This window comes from Pseudomonas sp. Teo4, from assembly GCF_034387475.1.
In the GTDB taxonomy this organism is placed as follows: Bacteria; Pseudomonadota; Gammaproteobacteria; order Pseudomonadales; family Pseudomonadaceae; genus Aquipseudomonas.
Genome location: NZ_JAXCIL010000001.1, coordinates 619888 through 637197 on the forward strand (window position 1 = coordinate 619888; position 17310 = coordinate 637197).

Here is a 17310-nt window from a genome sequence, read left to right on the forward strand (position 1 = left end):
CCACACGAATTGCTTGATTCATTGTAGAAGACGATCAAGATCCCATAGGGATCTAATGTTGTTCCTGATCAGAACTCGGAAATGAGCATTCGCATCGAATGTTGATTTCTGACTTTTGTCAGATCGTTCTTTAAAAATTCGGATATGTGATAGATATAGACTGATAGCCACTTTCACTGGTGGATATCAGGCTAAGGTAAAATTTGTGAGTTCTGCTCTTAATTGAGCAACATGCGAATTTTCGGCGAATGTCGTCTTCACAGTATAACCAGATTGCTTGGGGTTATATGGTCAAGTGAAGAAGCGCATACGGTGGATGCCTTGGCAGTCAGAGGCGATGAAAGACGTGGTAGCCTGCGATAAGCTTTGGGGAGTCGGCAAACAGACTGTGATCCAGAGATCTCTGAATGGGGGAACCCAGCCAGCATAAGCTGGTTATCTTGTACTGAATACATAGGTGCAAGAGGCGAACCAGGGGAACTGAAACATCTAAGTACCCTGAGGAAAAGAAATCAACCGAGATTCCCTTAGTAGTGGCGAGCGAACGGGGACCAGCCCTTAAGTTGGTTTGAGATTAGTGGAACACTCTGGAAAGTGTGGCCATAGTGGGTGATAGCCCCGTACACGAAAATCTCTTATCAATGAAATCGAGTAGGACGGAGCACGAGAAACTTTGTCTGAACATGGGGGGACCATCCTCCAAGGCTAAATACTACTGACTGACCGATAGTGAACCAGTACCGTGAGGGAAAGGCGAAAAGAACCCCGGAGAGGGGAGTGAAATAGAACCTGAAACCGTATGCGTACAAGCAGTGGGAGCCTACTTTGTTAGGTGACTGCGTACCTTTTGTATAATGGGTCAGCGACTTATATTCAGTGGCGAGCTTAACCGAATAGGGGAGGCGTAGCGAAAGCGAGTCTTAATAGGGCGTTTAGTCGCTGGGTATAGACCCGAAACCGGGCGATCTATCCATGGGCAGGTTGAAGGTTAGGTAACACTGACTGGAGGACCGAACCGACTACCGTTGAAAAGTTAGCGGATGACCTGTGGATCGGAGTGAAAGGCTAATCAAGCTCGGAGATAGCTGGTTCTCCTCGAAAGCTATTTAGGTAGCGCCTCATGTATCACTGTAGGGGGTAGAGCACTGTTTCGGCTAGGGGGTCATCCCGACTTACCAAACCGATGCAAACTCCGAATACCTACAAGTGCCGAGCATGGGAGACACACGGCGGGTGCTAACGTCCGTCGTGAAAAGGGAAACAACCCAGACCGTCAGCTAAGGTCCCAAAGTCATGGTTAAGTGGGAAACGATGTGGGAAGGCTTAGACAGCTAGGAGGTTGGCTTAGAAGCAGCCATCCTTTAAAGAAAGCGTAATAGCTCACTAGTCGAGTCGGCCTGCGCGGAAGATGTAACGGGGCTCAAACCATGCACCGAAGCTACGGGTATCACCTTTGGTGATGCGGTAGAGGAGCGTTCTGTAAGCCTGTGAAGGTGAGTTGAGAAGCTTGCTGGAGGTATCAGAAGTGCGAATGCTGACATGAGTAACGACAATGGGAGTGAAAAACTCCCACGCCGAAAGACCAAGGTTTCCTGCGCAACGTTAATCGACGCAGGGTTAGTCGGTCCCTAAGGCGAGGCTGAAAAGCGTAGTCGATGGAAAACAGGTTAATATTCCTGTACTTCCAGTTATTGCGATGGAGGGACGGAGAAGGCTAGGCCAGCTTGGCGTTGGTTGTCCAAGTTTAAGGTGGTAGGCTGAGATCTTAGGCAAATCCGGGATTTCAAGGCCGAGAGCTGATGACGAGTTGCTATTAGGCGACGAAGTGGTTGATGCCATGCTTCCAAGAAAAGCTCCTAAGCTTCAGATAACTGGGAACCGTACCCCAAACCGACACAGGTGGTCGGGTAGAGAATACCAAGGCGCTTGAGAGAACTCGGGTGAAGGAACTAGGCAAAATGGCACCGTAACTTCGGGAGAAGGTGCGCCGGCGAGGGTTAAGGACTTGCTCCGTAAGCCCATGCCGGTCGAAGATACCAGGCCGCTGCGACTGTTTATTAAAAACACAGCACTCTGCAAACACGAAAGTGGACGTATAGGGTGTGACGCCTGCCCGGTGCCGGAAGGTTAATTGATGGGGTTAGCGCAAGCGAAGCTCTTGATCGAAGCCCCGGTAAACGGCGGCCGTAACTATAACGGTCCTAAGGTAGCGAAATTCCTTGTCGGGTAAGTTCCGACCTGCACGAATGGCGTAACGATGGCGGCGCTGTCTCCACCCGAGACTCAGTGAAATTGAAATCGCTGTGAAGATGCAGTGTATCCGCGGCTAGACGGAAAGACCCCGTGAACCTTTACTATAGCTTTGCACTGGACTTTGAATTTGCTTGTGTAGGATAGGTGGGAGGCTTTGAAGTGGGGACGCCAGTTCTCATGGAGCCATTCTTGAAATACCACCCTGGCAACTTTGAGGTTCTAACTCAGGTCCGTTATCCGGATCGAGGACAGTGTATGGTGGGTAGTTTGACTGGGGCGGTCTCCTCCCAAAGAGTAACGGAGGAGTACGAAGGTGCGCTCAGACCGGTCGGAAATCGGTCGTAGAGTATAAAGGCAAAAGCGCGCTTGACTGCGAGACAAACACGTCGAGCAGGTACGAAAGTAGGTCTTAGTGATCCGGTGGTTCTGTATGGAAGGGCCATCGCTCAACGGATAAAAGGTACTCCGGGGATAACAGGCTGATACCGCCCAAGAGTTCATATCGACGGCGGTGTTTGGCACCTCGATGTCGGCTCATCACATCCTGGGGCTGAAGCCGGTCCCAAGGGTATGGCTGTTCGCCATTTAAAGTGGTACGCGAGCTGGGTTTAGAACGTCGTGAGACAGTTCGGTCCCTATCTGCCGTGGACGTTTGAGATTTGAGAGGGGCTGCTCCTAGTACGAGAGGACCGGAGTGGACGAACCTCTGGTGTTCCGGTTGTCACGCCAGTGGCATTGCCGGGTAGCTATGTTCGGAAGAGATAACCGCTGAAAGCATCTAAGCGGGAAACTTGCCTCAAGATGAGATCTCACTGGGATCTTGAATCCCCTAAAGGGCCGTCGAAGACTACGACGTTGATAGGTTGGGTGTGTAAGCGCTGTGAGGCGTTGAGCTAACCAATACTAATTGCCCGTGAGGCTTGACCATATAACACCCAAGCAATTTGCTGACGCAGATTGCGGTGGTGAAGACGAAAGAACCGAAAATTCGCACGCTTCAAATTAAAGAACCACAAATATCGCATATCCGAATTCGCCAAGAGTGTTCCTAAGACATTCTGGCTACAGAATTTCTTGACGACCATAGAGCATTGGAACCACCTGATCCCATCCCGAACTCAGTAGTGAAACGATGCATCGCCGATGGTAGTGTGGGGTTTCCCCATGTGAGAGTAGGTCATCGTCAAGATTCATTTCGCAAAACCCCTATCTGCATATGCAGGTAGGGGTTTTGTCTTTTCCGGGTTTTATCCCGGCAAGCTCCCACGGTGCTCTGTGGGAGCCGGCTTGCCGGCGATGAGGCCTTCGATGTCGGGTCTTAACTTCCTCAGCCCCGCGCCAATTCCGCCAAATGCGCGGTCGCTTCTTCGCTCTTGAGCACCAACACATCGCCTTCGAGCGAGTCGAGCACCACTTCTGACGTATTACCGATCAGCGCCCCTGAAATGCCTGTGCGGGCAACAGTCCCGATAATGGTTACCACTGCATCGCATTGTTTCTCTTGATAAGGAATCAACACATCTGCCGGGCCTTCTGCAATGTGCAAGCGGTCATCGCTGATTTCAAATTCGGCCTGGAATGCCTTGCATGCCTCACGGTAACGTTGCTCGATGGTCTCGCTGAGTTGGTAGGTGGGGTCAGATGCCGACAGCATGGGCGATGGGTGAGCGGCGACGACATGCAGCTCTCCTTTGGCCAAACTGGCGATCGCATAGCCATGATCGATGATGCTGGCATGCAGACGGCGGTGATCCTGATCGTCGTTGCCCACATCCACTGCAGCAAGAATTTTACCCCCGGTCCACGGCCGCTCACTCTTCACCATCAACACCGCACACGGGCATTGACGTAACAGTTTCCAGTCGCTGGGTGTGAGCAGCGCTTTTTTCAGCGGGTTATCCGGTCGGTGCTCCTTGATCACCAGCTCGCAGCCTTCGGCTTGCTGCACGTGAATGATGGTTTCGTGCAAGCTTTCACGCCAGGCCTCTTCATGAGTGACATTGTCATACCCATCATCATGCAACTGACTGCTCAGCAAGCTCAGCAGGGCGCTGTGGTCATGCTTCTTGTCGCACATTAGTAAGTGCAGGCGCGCACCGGTCATGCCTGCAATCAGTTTGGCCCGGGTCAGGGCGCGGCTGTGGGCATGCTCAGGGTCTAGAACGACGAGGATGCTGCGGACGGCTTGCATGGGCGTTAGCTCCCTTCAAAGATGGCGGCCAGTGCCTGACTATAGTCCGCGCCCAACGCGCCGCCGTTTGATGTACATCAAGCATAGCCACTGGCGTTGGCTGTCGCCGCCGGTATAATCCCCGGTCCTGCCTGTCCTGTGTGGTTGTGTGCTTATGTCCCTGATCCCTGAAATCGACGCCTTTCTAGGCTGCCCAACCCCAGACGCCTGGATCGAAGCAGCGCTGGCGGACCAGGAAACCTTGCTCATCGACCACAAGAATTGCGAGTTCAAGGCTGCCAGCACAGCTCTGAGCCTGATCGCCAAGTACAACACGCACCTGGATCTGATCAACATGATGTCGCGCCTGGCTCGCGAAGAGCTGGTGCATCATGAGCAGGTGCTACGCCTGATGAAGCGTCGGGGTATGCCACTGCGGCCAGTCTCCGCGGGGCGTTATGCGTCGGGTTTGCGCCGTCTGGTGCGTGCCCACGAACCGGTCAAACTGGTCGATACGCTGGTTGTAGGGGCATTCATCGAGGCGCGCAGTTGCGAGCGCTTTGCAGCCCTGGTGCCGCACCTGGATGAAGAGCTCGGCACCTTTTACCACGGGCTGCTCAAAAGCGAGGCACGCCACTATCAGGGTTACCTGAAGCTGGCGCACCAGTACGGTGACGAAGCGGATATTGCCAAGCGAGTGGTACTGGTACGGGAAGCGGAGGCCGAGCTGATCTGCTCGCCCGACCAGGAACTGCGCTTCCACAGTGGCATTCCACTGGCGCAGGCGGCCTGAAACCGCACTAGGAACGGCGTCCCAGCAGCAACCCGACCACCAGGCCAAAGCCTGCGGAAATGGCCACGGTCTGCCAGGGATGCCCGCCAATGTAATCCTGGGTGGCATCCACTACCGGTTGCGCTCTGGCGCGTACCCGGCCGGCAGACTCACGGGCCTGGCGCAGCTTCAGGCTGACCTGGGCGCGCAGGGTTTCTGCCTCTTCGCCTACCAGTGAAGCGCTGTCGTTGAGCAGTTTCTCCGACTCTTCGATCAAGGCCTGCAGTTCGCTGAATACTTGATCCTTGATCTGTTCGCTGTCGGCAAGCAGGGTAGTTTTTCGAGCCATGAACACATCCTCGTCAATGGGTGATTTGAATAATGGATGCCGGCGCACCGGGAAAGTTGCGCCGGCGTACCGATCGCTCGCCGCTACAGTGTAAGATAGCGGCCATTTTTCACTGGCAGGTACCCCCATGAGTTTCAATCTGGCCAACAAAAGCTTTGAGGAACGGGCACAGATCGAGGCAGAGAAGGCCCGCTTGTTCGAACTGTGGCAGAACAACCTCGGCAAGGCCAAAGGTGAGGCTGCACGGCTGATTTCGGAAAAGCCTCGGCGCAAGGGCAAATGGGCCGAATGGGTGCGAGCCGAGCTCGACAACATGTCGCCACCGGAATACGCCAGCATGGTGCGCAGCGAAGTCAACAAACTGATGGCCGCCGCCAGCGCCAACCGCTGACCGCATCAGGTTCGGCGATTCAGCGGTACAGGCTACCGCCCTGGGGCAGATCAAGCTTGCCCTCGTCGGTGAAGCGCACGGTGCCAAACAAGCCTCCCGCCAGTTTTCCGCGCAACACGTAGGGCAGCCCTTGCAGTGAGTCCAGCTTGCGCAGGCCATAGGCCTGTCGCAGGAAAGAGAACGCAGTGACGCTCACTGGCACCACGATCACCGCTTCGTCGTATCGACCGATGTGCCCCCGCTGGTCGCTGACCCCGGCAGCCAGTGGCTGGCCGTTCACTTCAAGATTGAGCGCGATGCCATTGAAATCCATGGGCGACTCATTGGGGTTCTGCACGCGCATCTTGATAGCCATGCGCATTTCCAGTTCTTGTCCTGGCAGGGGTTCGATGCCGATCACGCTGATGTTCAGTGGGTCACGTGGCTGGAACAGTGCGCAGGCGTTAAGCCCGATCGCCATCGACAGCACCAGTGCACAGCGAGCGTAGCGGTGTAGACAGTCACGCATGGAGGTGGCCTTGTCGTGAAGAGTCAACCCGCAGTGTGGCAAATGCACGCTGACGTTGAAAGTGTTGGGCTTTATGAAAGATACTGTTTCTCATTAACGCCCGATAATTCCTCTTACTGGCTGTTTTTCACCAATGCTGACGTCTCCCGTGTCCGGTCTGCTGGCGAGTTTCCAGGAGCACTACGACGACCTGCTGCAGTTTCTTACCCGGCGTATGAACGACCGGCAGCGGGCCGCCGATGTGGCGCAGGAGACCTATCTCAAGCTCGTGCAGGTCGACCAGCAAGCAGTACCGGTGCTGCATGCACGTAGTTACATTTTTCGTGTGGCCGGCAATCTGGCCATCGACGCCTTGCGCAGGGAGCAGCGCAACGCCGCCCGTCACGATGACAGCGATGGCGCGGGGGAGGTAGCGTGTCCGGCACCCGCGCCGGAGGCGGCGTTGCTGGCCCGGGAGCGCTTGCAGATACTCGATGAAGCGCTGCTGCAGCTGCCCAGCAAGCCCCGCGAGGCGCTTTTGCTCAACCGCATCGAAGGGCTGACCCAGGCGCAGATCGCACAACGGCTGGGCGTTTCCGAGAGCATGGTGGCAAAATATATCGGCCAGGCGCTGCGCCACTGCCGTGACTGGCTCAAACACAACCATGACTGACGCCCTTGCCATGCCCGCGCCCCAACCTATCAGCGACTTGTCCGACGATGCCCTCGACTGGCAGGTATTGCTGCACTCCGGCAACGCCACTGCGGCAGACCACGCACGCTACCTGCGCTGGTGTCAGCTGAGCCCGGCCCATGCCGAGGCGGCGCGCGAGGCCCAAACGCTCTGGCAGGATATCGGCGGTACTTCCACTGCCCAATCGTTCGTTGCGCCGCCGGTGCAGCGCGGGCGCCACTGGGCAGCCGGCATTGCCGCATCGCTGGTGCTGCTGGTGGCAGGCTACACCGGCTGGCAGCAAGCCCCGGCCTGGTTGGCCGACTACCACACAGGCGTGGGACAGCGGCAGAGCATCACCCTGGCCGATGGTTCTCGGGTAATGCTCAACAGCGCCAGCGCCTTGAACGTGGCTTTTACCGACCACGAACGCAGGGTCGTGTTGCGGGCCGGCGAAGCGCTTTTCGAAACCGTCGATGACGCGCGCCCCTTTGTTGTTGAAACCGGCGATGAAGTTGTACAGGGCGGCACTGCCGTGTTCAGCGTGCGCAGTGACGGCCGCGTGGTGCTGGCCCAGGGTGAGGCCAAGGTGGCAGGGCAGCCTGTACCGCTATCGCCAGACGCCAGTGCGCAGACGGCCTGGCAACGGGGCAAGCTGATCTTCAACGGCAAGCCGTTGGGCCAGGTGCTGGCAGAGCTTGAGCGTTACCAGCATGGCCGCATCCTGCTGTCGGACAGCCAACTGGCAACGCTGCAAGTCAGTGGGGTGTTCGATCTCGACGAACCCCAGGCTTTGCTGCGCACACTCGAGCAGCGTTACGGCCTGAAGGTCACCTACTTGCCGTGGCTGGCGGTAGTGCATTGAGCCTTTAGACAATAATCGAAATTTTTTTCATTCAGCACTGCAAGTTCATGCAGGCCAGATCGTCGTAGTGGGACTGATCAGCAACCCATTCTCATTTACGACTTGTCTGGAAGCTTATTCGTGACACTCACGCTCAAGCCCTTGCACCGCCGCGGCGGTCGTTTCCATCATGCCTTGCTGTCCTGCACCGCCTTGGCCATGCTTGCCGGCCCTTTGCAGACCTGGGCTGCGACCACGCTCGATCAGGCCAGGATCGAAACTCGGCAGGTACAGCTCGACCTGCCCGCGCAGTCCCTCGACCAGGCCCTGACCGCATTTGCCGACCAGGCCGGGTTGCACCTGCTGTACACCACCAGTGACGTCGCGGGGCTCACCAGCCCGGCGTTGCAAGGCAGCTACAGCATCGAGCAGGCACTGCAGCAACTGCTGGCCGGTAGCGACATGGCCTGGCACTTCAGCGATGCCCGCACCGTGACCCTGCGCAGGGCTGAGGGCGCGCCTCAGGCGATCAAGCTCAAGCCCATCGAAGTCAGCGTGGCGTCGCGCACCAGCACCGCGATCAGTGAAATCCCCGGTACGGTCTGGGTCGTCGACCAGCAGCAACTGCGTGAGCAGATCGACAGCGGTGTCAGCCTCAAGGAGGCCATCGGCAAGCTGGTACCAGGCCTGGACCTGGCCCCTGAAGGGCGCACCAACTATGGCCAGAACATGCGCGGGCGCAATGTGCTGGTGATGATCGATGGTGTCAGCCAGAACAGCTCGCGAGGCTTGTCGCGCCAGTTCGACAGCATTTCGCCGTTCAACGTCGAACGCGTCGAAGTGTTGTCCGGCGCCAGCGCCATCTACGGCGGCGGTGCCACCGGCGGCATCATCAATATCGTGACCAAGAAGGGCGAGCCTGGGCCTGCACGTTTCGAGACTCAGCTTGGTGCCAGCAGCGGCTTCAACAATAGCGATGACCTGGCTACTCGCTTTGCCCAGTCGGTTAGTGGCGGTAATGAGCGAGTGAATGCTCGTCTCGGGGTTTCCGGAGAGCAGAACGAAGCTTTCTATGACGGTGCGGGCGACCAGATCTTCATCGACAACACCCAGACCGATTTGCAGTACAACCGCACCATCGACGTGCTCGGCACGCTGGGGCTCACCTTGAGCGACGAGCAGAGCCTCGACCTGCTGGCCCAGTACTACGACTCCGGCAACCACGGCAGCACCGGCATCTACTTCCCCAACCTCAACTACAACGCACCGTCCGACCTGGAAGACGCCGAGCTGCGCAGTGGTTACTCCTCGGACCTCGAACCGCGCACCCGGCGTCTGCTGCTCAATGCCAACTACCACCACGCCGATGTGCTGGGCCAGGACTTCTACCTACAGGCTTCGTACCGCAAGGAGGACGATAATTTCTACCCGTTCCCTTACTACAACCGTGCCACCCCCACTGGCTCGCGAGGCGTGTATTTCGCCGCGTCGCAGCAGAACTTCGAAGTCACCAGCCTCAAAGGGCTGTTCGCCAAGCAATGGGAGACGCTCAAGCTCACCTATGGGGTCGACCTGGACCGAGAGCGCTTCAATGCCCAGCAGACCACCTTCGATGCACTGACTTCTTCCGAAAGCGGTGGCCTGGACCTGGACAAAGCCAGCAAGGCTGACCGTTACCCCAGTTACCGGGTCGATGGCGTGTCGGTGTACGCCCAGCTCGACTGGCACGCCACGGACAACCTGACCCTCTCCGGAGGGGCGCGGCGTCAGCAGATGGATGTGGATGTCAGCGACTTCAAGGGCGTGCCCGGCGGCAGCAACGACTACCAGGTCAACCTGTACAACATCGGCGCCATCTACGACTTCAAGAACGGCCATCAGGTATGGACCAACTACGGTGAAGGCTTCGATCTGCCGGACCCGGCCAAGTACTACGGCAAGCAAGGCCTGAGCGTGGCAGATAACCCTCTGGCCGGTATCAAGAGCCGTCAGGTCGAGCTTGGCTGGCGTTACGCGGACCTGGACTGGGACGCCCAGGCGGCGTTGTACTACATCTGGTCGGACAAGATCATCAACGTCGATTCGCAGACCCTGACCATCGATGTGCAAGACCAGAAGAGCCGCGACTTTGGCTTTGAAGGTGCCTTGACCCGGCACTTCCAGAGCGGCTGGGAGGCGGGCGGCACCCTGCACCTGACCCGTTCCGAGGAAGAAGACGCCGACGGTGGTTGGATCAAGCGCGATGCCCGTTACGCGTCGTTGTCCAAGTCAACCGCGTTCGTTGGCTGGAAGGGCGACGGGCGCAGCGCGCGACTGCAGGCCAACCATGCATTCAGCCTCAAGGATGATGCTGACCATGAGATTGACGGTTACACCACTTTCGACCTGCTGGCCAGCCAGGACTCCGGTTTCGGTACCTTCAGCGCAGGTATCCAGAACCTGCTGGACAAGCAGTACAGCACGGTCTGGGGGCAGCGGGCGACGCTGTTCTACTCGCCAACATACGGGCCAGCGTATCTGTATGACTACCAAGGCCGGGGGCGGACCTACACCCTGGCCTGGAGCATGGCCTACTGACCGAAGTTGTAAATAGTGACCCTATCGCCGGCAAGCCGGCTCCCACAGGCTGGGAGTGAACCCAAGATCGGCTTGATCCTTGTGGGATCCGGCTTGCCGGCGATAGGGCAGGGGCAGGCGACCATCACGCCAAGCCAAACGCCAACCGCAAATCCGCCACAAATGCGCGCTGCGCCTCCCCGCATGCCTGCCCTCGATGCCATGCCAGGGTGAACGGCACTAGAAAATCCAGCCCCGGATCCAACGCTCGCAGCAGCCCTTGCGCTTCCCAGGGGGCCGCATAATGGCAGGGCAAGTAACCGATATGTCGCCCCGAGAGAATAAAGGCCAGCACACTCTCAGTCTGTTCCGCCACCGCCATGCTCCGGCGGCTCTGAAACGGCTCGCCACCTTTTAGAAAACGATAGGGATGGCGCACCTGGTCCACGTCGAGCAACTGCTCTTGCGCCACCTCGGTCATACCGAACAGCGCATGCCCCTGGCCGCAATACAAGCGCTGGCGCTCTTCGAACAGCGGCTGGTAATCGAAGGCAGCCTGGTTGCCGGAGAAGTAGCTGATGGCGTAATCCAGCCGCTGCTCCAGCAGAAGGCGCTCCAGCTCGGCGGGCGGCGCGCTGATCAGCTCCAGGAGGACGGACTCATCGCGATCGCGAAAGCGTGATATCGCGTTGGCAATGCGCAGGCTCACCGAGCTGTCCTGGCCCTCTGCCAGGCCGAGGCGCACGGTCCCCAACAACCGCCCGCCAACACCATTGGCCTGCTGGCGAAAGTGCTCGATGTTTAGCAGCAGTTCGCGGGCCGCATCCAGCAGCAATTGGCCTTTTTCCGTCAGCCGGAAGCCACCCTTGCCACGGTTGCACAAGCGATAGCCCAAACGGGTTTCCAGCTGCGCCATGCGCTGGCTGATGGTGGGCTGGCTCAGCCCGAGAACGCCCTGGGCGGCACTGAAGCCACCGGCCTCTACTACAGTGACGAACAGCCGCAGCAGGTGCAGGTCAGGGTCTTGCAATTGGCCCAGCATTACATTGCTCCTGGTGAATGTCAGCTTTGCAGACTTGCCATTTTTGCAATGTTACCCGGCTGGCATGCTGGCGGCATCCACCCATTTGCCGAGGTGTCCGTCATGCGTCGATCGTTGTGTCTGTTGCCCCTGATACTGGCCCTGCCGCTGCAGGCCGAAGAAAAGGTCGTGAACCTCTATAGCTGGGCGGACTACGTCACGCCGCAAACTCTTCAACGCTTTGAACGGGAAACCGGCTACAAGGTGCGCTACGACACCTTCGACACCACTGAAGTGCTGGAAACCAAGCTGTTGACCGGCGGCAGCGGCTACGACGTGGTGGTGCCTTCTTCCACGGTGCTGGCCCGGGCATTGAAGGCCAGCGCGTTGCAACCACTGCAAGCGCAGGCCATGCCGGGCTACGCCAACCTCGACAAGGACCTGCTGGCCAAGCTCGCCGAGGTCGACCCAGGCAACCGCTATGCGGTGCCATACACCTGGGGCACATTGGGCCTGGGGGTAAATGTCGAAGCGGTGCGTGAGCGACTGGGCGACGTGCCGCTGGACAGCCTCGACCTGCTGTTCAAGCCTGAGTACGCCAGCCGGCTCAAGTCGTGCGGCATTGCCATGCCCGACTCACCCCAGGAGGTCATCGGCCTGGCCTTGAACTACCTGGGCAAGGACCCATACAGCCAGGACAAGACTGACCTCGCGGCGGCGCGCAAGCTTTTGGAACAACTGCAGCCGTCGATCAGCTACGTCGCCAATGGCCGGCAGATCAGCGACCTGGCCAATGGCAGCGTGTGCCTGGCATTGACCTACAACGGTGACGCAGCCATGGCCGCCGACCAGGCGCGCAACGCTGGCAAGCCGTTCCAATTGATCTACCGCATTCCCCGGGAAGGCACCCTGGTATGGCAGGACAACCTGGTCATTCCCAAGGATGCCCCGCATCCGGAGGCCGCCCGAGCCTTCATCGCCTTCATGCTAAAGCCCGATTCGGTGGCGGCGCTGACCAACACGTTGTTTTTCGCCAACGCCAACCAGGCCGCCACCCCTTTGGTGGATGACGCCGTACGCAACGACCCGGACATCTACCCGCCCGCTGATGTGCGTGAGCGCCTATACGCGGACCGCAGCATGGCGTTGTCCGACCTGCGTCAGCGCAACCGCTTGTGGACGGCGTTTCGCAGCGGCCAGTAACCAATAACGACAAAGGAGCAACACCGTGGACCAAGCCGTCGACAATGACCAGGCCATCACCCGCGACAGCCTGTACGGCACTGCCGCAGAAAGTACTTACGCAGGTATCACCAGTTTCTCTCGGCGACGCTACAGCCGTGACCTGCGAGGGGTCGATGTGGTAGTGAGTGGGGTGCCTTTCGACACCGCCACCAGCAACCGCCCAGGTGCACGTTTCGGGCCGCGGGCGATTCGCGCCGCCTCGGTTCAGCAAGCCTGGGCGCGTCACTGGCCCTGGGCATTCGACCCCTTCGACCACCTGGCGGTTATCGACTACGGAGACTGTGCGTTCGACAGTGGCACCCCGCAGTCGGTGCCGGACAGCATCGAAGCCCATGCCAATCGGATACTTGAGGCCGGGTGCGCCATGCTCACCCTGGGCGGCGACCACTTCATCAGCTACCCGCTGCTCAAGGCCCACGCCCGGCGTTACGGTCCGCTGGCGCTGATCCACTTCGATGCGCACAGCGACACCTGGCCCGATGAAGACGGCAAGCGTATCGACCACGGCACCATGTTCTGGCACGCCGCGCGCGAAGGCCTAGTCGACCCGGCTCATTCCGTGCAGATCGGCCTGCGCACCACCAATGACGATAGCCAGGGCTTTGCCATCGTCGATGCCCGCCAGGTCCATCGTCAGGGAACGGAGGCAGTGATCGAAGCGATTCGCCAACGGGTTGGAGATCGGCCGGTATACCTGACGTTCGACATCGACTGCCTCGACCCGGCCTTCGCCCCCGGAACTGGCACCCCGGTATGTGGTGGGCTGAGTACGGTGCAAGCCCTTGAGATTCTGGGCGGGTTGCGCGGTATCAATCTGGTGGGCATGGACCTGGTGGAAGTGGCGCCGGCTTATGACCATGCCGATATCACCGCCCTGGCGGGAGCGACCCTGGCCATGGAAATGCTCTGCCTGTATGCGGCCCGGCACAAAGACATCGGCACTCCACTGCACCTGTAGGAGCCGGCTTGCCGGCGATGAGGCCATCGGAAACTACAGATGGCCTTGCGTCGCCACTAGCCCGCACTGCGCCGCCAAAGCCCATACTGAAACATCAGGAATTAACTCCACCCGCATTCACACTTTTGCCGCGAACCCATCGCGCCTTAGGCTATCCAACCTTCGAGGCGCGCCATTTCGTACAGGAGGTGAAGCATGAACATCAAGATGCCAGCCTTGGGCTTGGGCCTGTTGCTGTGCCTGCCACTGCAAGCGGCGCCCCTCCAGTCGCTGCAGCTCGCTGCCAGCAACAATAACCCCTACAACAGCCCGATCCAGCGCGCCAACCCCAACAGCCGCCAAGGCAGTGTCCAGGCGGCGCCCCCGGTGCGCGGGCCTTCGACCGAGCCCTACCAGCGCACGCCAAGCCTGGACAACCGAGGCATCGGCAATGGCGACAACCTGCGGCGCCAGCAGCAGACGCCAAACCTTGAACCTACCCGGCCACCCCGCGACTCCCAGCGCGTACCGTGAGCCTCGCAATGGAAGGAACCCTGCATGACCCGACCTACCTGGTTGATAACCCTGACCGCCGCCGCGCTGTTCCCGCTACTGGCCCAGGCCGCTGCTCAACAACAGTTTTCCAGTGAAGAGGGGGCACTGACGGTCGATACCCTGGCTGATGGCCTGCGCAACCCCTGGTCGCTGACGTTCCTGCCGGGTGGCAAAGACATGCTGGTGACCGAGCGCCCCGGCAACCTGCGCATCGTCAACGCCGAGGGCAAGGTCGGCCCGCCCATCAGTGGTGTGCCCAAGGTATGGGCCGAAGGGCAGGGCGGCTTGCTGGATGTGGCGCTGTCGCCGGAGTTCGGCCAGGACCGCACCGTCTACCTGTCGTATGCCGAGGAAGGCAGCGACGGCAAGGCCGGAACAGCGGTCGGCCGTGGCCAGCTTTCGAGCGACCGTGCGCGGCTGGAAAACTTCACGGTGATCTTCCGTCAGCAGCCCAAGCTGTCGGAGGGCAACCACTTCGGCTCGCGGCTGGTGTTCGACCGTGACGGTTACCTGTTCATCGCTCTGGGCGAGAACAACCAGCGCCCCACCGCCCAGGACCTGGACAAACTGCAGGGCAAGATCGTGCGCCTGCGGTCCGATGGCAGCGTACCGAAAGACAACCCTTTCGTCGGCCAGGACGCCGTCCGCCCGGAAATCTGGTCGTACGGCCACCGCAACCAGCAGGGCGCGGCCCTCAACCCCTGGACTGGCAAGCTCTGGACCCACGAGCACGGCCCTCGTGGCGGCGATGAGATCAACATCCCGCAGGCGGGCAAGAACTACGGCTGGCCCATTGCAACCCACGGCATCAATTACTCGCTGCTGCCAATCCCCGAGGCTGAGGGCAAGCACGTCGATGGCATGGTCGACCCGCACCATGTGTGGGAGAAGTCGCCCGGAATCAGTGGCATGGCCTTCTATGACAGTCCAACCTTCCGGGCCTGGGACCACAACCTGTTCATCGGCGCACTGGCCACGCAGGAGTTGATTCGTCTGCAGCTTGTGGGGGACAAGGTCGTGCATGAAGAGCGGCTGTTGAGCCAGCTCAAGGCCAGGATTCGTGATGTTCGGGTGGGGCCGGATGGCTACCTGTATGTGTTGACCGACGAAAAGGATGGAAAGCTGTTGAAGGTCGGGTTAGCCGAAGGTTGAGGTCAAGCCCTGGGTAACAGGAGTGCCTATGCTCAAGCAGGTATTACAAGGAATCGTCTTCATGTCTGCCGTCGTCACCACCAGCCTCCAGGCCGCACCGCGCGAGCTGATCATCGATACCGACCCCGGTGCCGACGACGTGGTTGCGCTGTTGCTCGCCATGGCTTCGCCTGACGAGTTGAACATTCGTGCGATCACTACCGTGGCAGGCAATGTGCGCTTGGCCAAAACCTCACGCAATGCCCGCCTGGCCCGTGAGTGGGGAGGTCGCGAAGACATCCCGGTGTACGCCGGCGCCGGGCGACCGCTGGTGCGCACGCCTGTCTACGCCGCCGACGTGCATGGGGAAGAAGGGCTGAGTGGCGTGCAGGTTCACGAACCGGCCAAGCCCCTGGCCCAAGGTAACGCGGTGCAGTACCTGGTCGATACCCTGGGCGCCGCCGAGCCCCGCAGCATCACCTTGGCCATGCTCGGTCCACAGACCAACCTGGCGTTGGCGCTGATCCAGCGCCCGGAAATTGCCAAGGGCATCAAGGAAGTGGTGGTGATGGGCGGTGCCCACTTCAACGGCGGCAACATTACCCCAACGGCTGAATTCAATATCTACGCAGACCCCCATGCCGCCGAAGTGGTGCTGGCCAGTGGCGTACCACTGACCTACCTGCCACTGGACCTGACCCATACGCTACTCACCAGCGAAGCCCGTCTCACGCAGCTGGCGGCGGTGAACAACCACGCGAGCCAGGTGGTGGTGGATATCCTCAATTCCTACATCAAGCACGACATGGACCTGTACGGCATGCCTGGCGGGCCGGTGCACGATGCCAGCGTCATCGCCTATCTGGTCAAGCCAGAACTGTTCAGTGGGCGACGTATTCATCTGGCGGTCGACAGCCGTGAAGGCGCAACCTTCGGCCAGACCATCGCCGACTGGTACGGTGTGCTGAAACGTCCGGCCAATGTGATGTGGGTGTCGCAAGGCGACGCCCAGGGCCTGTTCGACCTGCTCAGTGACCGTCTGGCGAGATTGCGATAGCCGGTTGTGGCGCGTAGCGCTCGATCACCTGCTCGACGAAGCTGCGCGCGGCTTCGCCACCGCGGTCACGCACCAGCAGGTCGATGGCGATCAATAGCAGCTCCTCCGGGGTGCCGGGGCTATAGGCGCTCTGGCCCTCGGCCCATTTGACCTTGATGTCGGCGTCGATACTGTGGCTGCTCATGAAAGGCTCTCGCTGAAGGCCCGGTATGGAGGGGCGAACACCTGACCCTGGTGTCCGACGGAGGCACGGTGCGCTCCACTTCTTGCAGTAAATCATGACTTTGCGTCAATCACCCTGCGACTTAAGAATAAAAGGCCGCGCACTGCAAACCAAGGGGCTGGTGCAAAATTCGGTCACGATTGCTTTTCGCCTCTGTTGGCCAGTTCAGGCAGACTTGGACGGTTTTGCAACAAACAGTGAGTGGAGCTGTCGCATAAGGCAGTTCCCGGATTGATTTTAGGAGGATTCATGTTCCGTACCCGTGCTTCCCTGGCGACCTTGCTGGTGGCGTCCGTCCTGGCAGGTTGCAGCTCTGGCGGTAACTCGGGCGGCGGTGCCCCGGCTGCGGCAGCCGGCAACGATGGCCGCTGCGAGGCCAGTGGCGCCGATTTCGCCATCGGCAAGCCAGGTAGTGCCGAATTGGTCGAGCAGGCGCGCAAGGCCAGTGGCTCGCAAATGGCGCGCATCCTCAAGCCCCATGATGTGGTCACCCTGGAGTACCGTTCCGAGCGTTTGAACCTGAATGTCGACGAGCAGGGTGTGGTCACCCGCGTCAACTGCGGCTGAGTGGCAGGGCAGGGCCCGCCAGGCCCTGCGGATCCCATAAAAACCGCCGCAAGGGCGTGATGCTGTTCACTTAAACGGA

At 59.5% G+C, this 17310-nt stretch carries 15 protein-coding genes, 2 rRNA genes and 1 pseudogene; 13 read left to right on the forward strand and 5 right to left on the reverse strand.

Translation table 11 applies throughout. The features are described from left to right. Positions 1–289 precede the first annotated feature (289 nt). A 23S ribosomal RNA gene (locus PspTeo4_RS03040) occupies positions 290–3181 on the forward strand. A gap of 145 nt (positions 3182–3326) precedes the next feature. Beyond that, positions 3327–3442 (forward strand): 5S ribosomal RNA (gene rrf, locus PspTeo4_RS03045). 138 nt (positions 3443–3580) lie between these two features. On the opposite strand, the gene PspTeo4_RS03050 is transcribed toward rrf, so the two are convergent. Then, positions 3581–4444, reverse strand: a complete 864-nt coding sequence (locus PspTeo4_RS03050; RefSeq protein ID WP_322362249.1) for a universal stress protein — start codon at positions 4442–4444, stop codon at positions 3581–3583. A gap of 154 nt (positions 4445–4598) precedes the next feature. On the opposite strand from PspTeo4_RS03050, the gene PspTeo4_RS03055 reads away from it, so the two are divergent. After that, positions 4599–5216: a tRNA-(ms[2]io[6]A)-hydroxylase gene (locus PspTeo4_RS03055; RefSeq protein ID WP_322362250.1), complete on the forward strand. Its 618-nt coding sequence runs from the start codon at positions 4599–4601 to the stop codon at positions 5214–5216. 7 nt (positions 5217–5223) lie between these two features. Here the strand turns inward: PspTeo4_RS03055 and PspTeo4_RS03060 are convergent, their stop codons facing one another. Beyond that, complete coding sequence (locus tag PspTeo4_RS03060) at positions 5224–5544, reverse strand: DUF883 family protein (protein WP_322362251.1); 321 nt, start codon at positions 5542–5544, stop codon at positions 5224–5226. Between the two features lie 127 nt (positions 5545–5671). Between PspTeo4_RS03060 and PspTeo4_RS03065 the strand changes: the two genes are divergently transcribed. Continuing rightward, the gene (locus tag PspTeo4_RS03065) at positions 5672–5935 is read left to right on the forward strand and encodes a hypothetical protein (protein ID WP_322362252.1); all 264 of its coding nucleotides are present in this window, start codon (positions 5672–5674) and stop codon (positions 5933–5935) included. Between the two features lie 19 nt (positions 5936–5954). On the opposite strand, the gene PspTeo4_RS03070 is transcribed toward PspTeo4_RS03065, so the two are convergent. Beyond that, positions 5955–6443 (reverse strand): LEA type 2 family protein, encoded by a 489-nt coding sequence (locus PspTeo4_RS03070; RefSeq protein WP_322362253.1) that lies wholly within the window; start codon positions 6441–6443, stop codon positions 5955–5957. Between the two features lie 133 nt (positions 6444–6576). On the opposite strand from PspTeo4_RS03070, the pseudogene PspTeo4_RS03075 reads away from it, so the two are divergent. From PspTeo4_RS03075 to PspTeo4_RS03085, 3 genes and pseudogenes are all read left to right on the forward strand, one after another. Next, positions 6577–7083 (forward strand): annotated as a pseudogene (locus PspTeo4_RS03075) (RNA polymerase sigma factor); the annotation flags it as partial. Between the two features lie 4 nt (positions 7084–7087). Beyond that, complete coding sequence (locus PspTeo4_RS03080; RefSeq protein WP_322362254.1) at positions 7088–7960, forward strand: FecR family protein; 873 nt, start codon at positions 7088–7090, stop codon at positions 7958–7960. A 120-nt stretch (positions 7961–8080) separates the two neighbouring features. Next, entirely contained in the window at positions 8081–10516 is a 2436-nt protein-coding gene (locus PspTeo4_RS03085) for a TonB-dependent receptor (RefSeq protein ID WP_322362255.1), read from the forward strand. A gap of 124 nt (positions 10517–10640) precedes the next feature. Here PspTeo4_RS03085 and PspTeo4_RS03090 read toward each other — a convergent pair whose 3' ends face one another. Next, complete coding sequence (locus tag PspTeo4_RS03090; protein WP_322362256.1) at positions 10641–11537, reverse strand: LysR family transcriptional regulator; 897 nt, start codon at positions 11535–11537, stop codon at positions 10641–10643. Positions 11538–11639: 102 nt separating this feature from the next. Here PspTeo4_RS03090 and PspTeo4_RS03095 point away from each other — a divergent pair, with 102 nt between their 5' ends. The 5 genes from PspTeo4_RS03095 (at position 11640) to PspTeo4_RS03115 (ending at position 16441) form a co-directional block, all read left to right on the forward strand. Further along, positions 11640–12719 (forward strand): extracellular solute-binding protein, encoded by a 1080-nt coding sequence (locus PspTeo4_RS03095; RefSeq protein ID WP_322362257.1) that lies wholly within the window; start codon positions 11640–11642, stop codon positions 12717–12719. 25 nt (positions 12720–12744) lie between these two features. Further along, positions 12745–13719: an agmatinase gene (speB, locus tag PspTeo4_RS03100; protein ID WP_322362258.1), complete on the forward strand. Its 975-nt coding sequence runs from the start codon at positions 12745–12747 to the stop codon at positions 13717–13719. A gap of 195 nt (positions 13720–13914) precedes the next feature. Next, positions 13915–14232 (forward strand): hypothetical protein, encoded by a 318-nt coding sequence (locus PspTeo4_RS03105; RefSeq protein ID WP_322362259.1) that lies wholly within the window; start codon positions 13915–13917, stop codon positions 14230–14232. Positions 14233–14256: 24 nt separating this feature from the next. Then, positions 14257–15405, forward strand: coding sequence for a PQQ-dependent sugar dehydrogenase (locus PspTeo4_RS03110; protein ID WP_322362260.1), 1149 nt, complete (start codon positions 14257–14259; stop codon positions 15403–15405). A 28-nt stretch (positions 15406–15433) separates the two neighbouring features. Continuing rightward, positions 15434–16441 carry a nucleoside hydrolase gene (locus tag PspTeo4_RS03115; RefSeq protein ID WP_322362261.1) on the forward strand — a complete coding sequence of 336 codons (1008 nt, stop codon included), beginning with the start codon at positions 15434–15436 and terminating at the stop codon, positions 16439–16441. On the opposite strand, the gene PspTeo4_RS03120 is transcribed toward PspTeo4_RS03115, so the two are convergent. Continuing rightward, positions 16413–16625: a hypothetical protein gene (locus PspTeo4_RS03120; RefSeq protein WP_322362262.1), complete on the reverse strand. Its 213-nt coding sequence runs from the start codon at positions 16623–16625 to the stop codon at positions 16413–16415. The genes PspTeo4_RS03115 and PspTeo4_RS03120 overlap by 29 nt on opposite strands. Positions 16626–16913: 288 nt before the next feature. On the opposite strand from PspTeo4_RS03120, the gene PspTeo4_RS03125 reads away from it, so the two are divergent. Further along, on the forward strand, positions 16914–17231 hold the full coding sequence (locus PspTeo4_RS03125) for an I78 family peptidase inhibitor (RefSeq protein ID WP_322362263.1): 318 nt from the start codon (positions 16914–16916) through the stop codon (positions 17229–17231). Positions 17232–17310 lie beyond the last annotated feature (79 nt).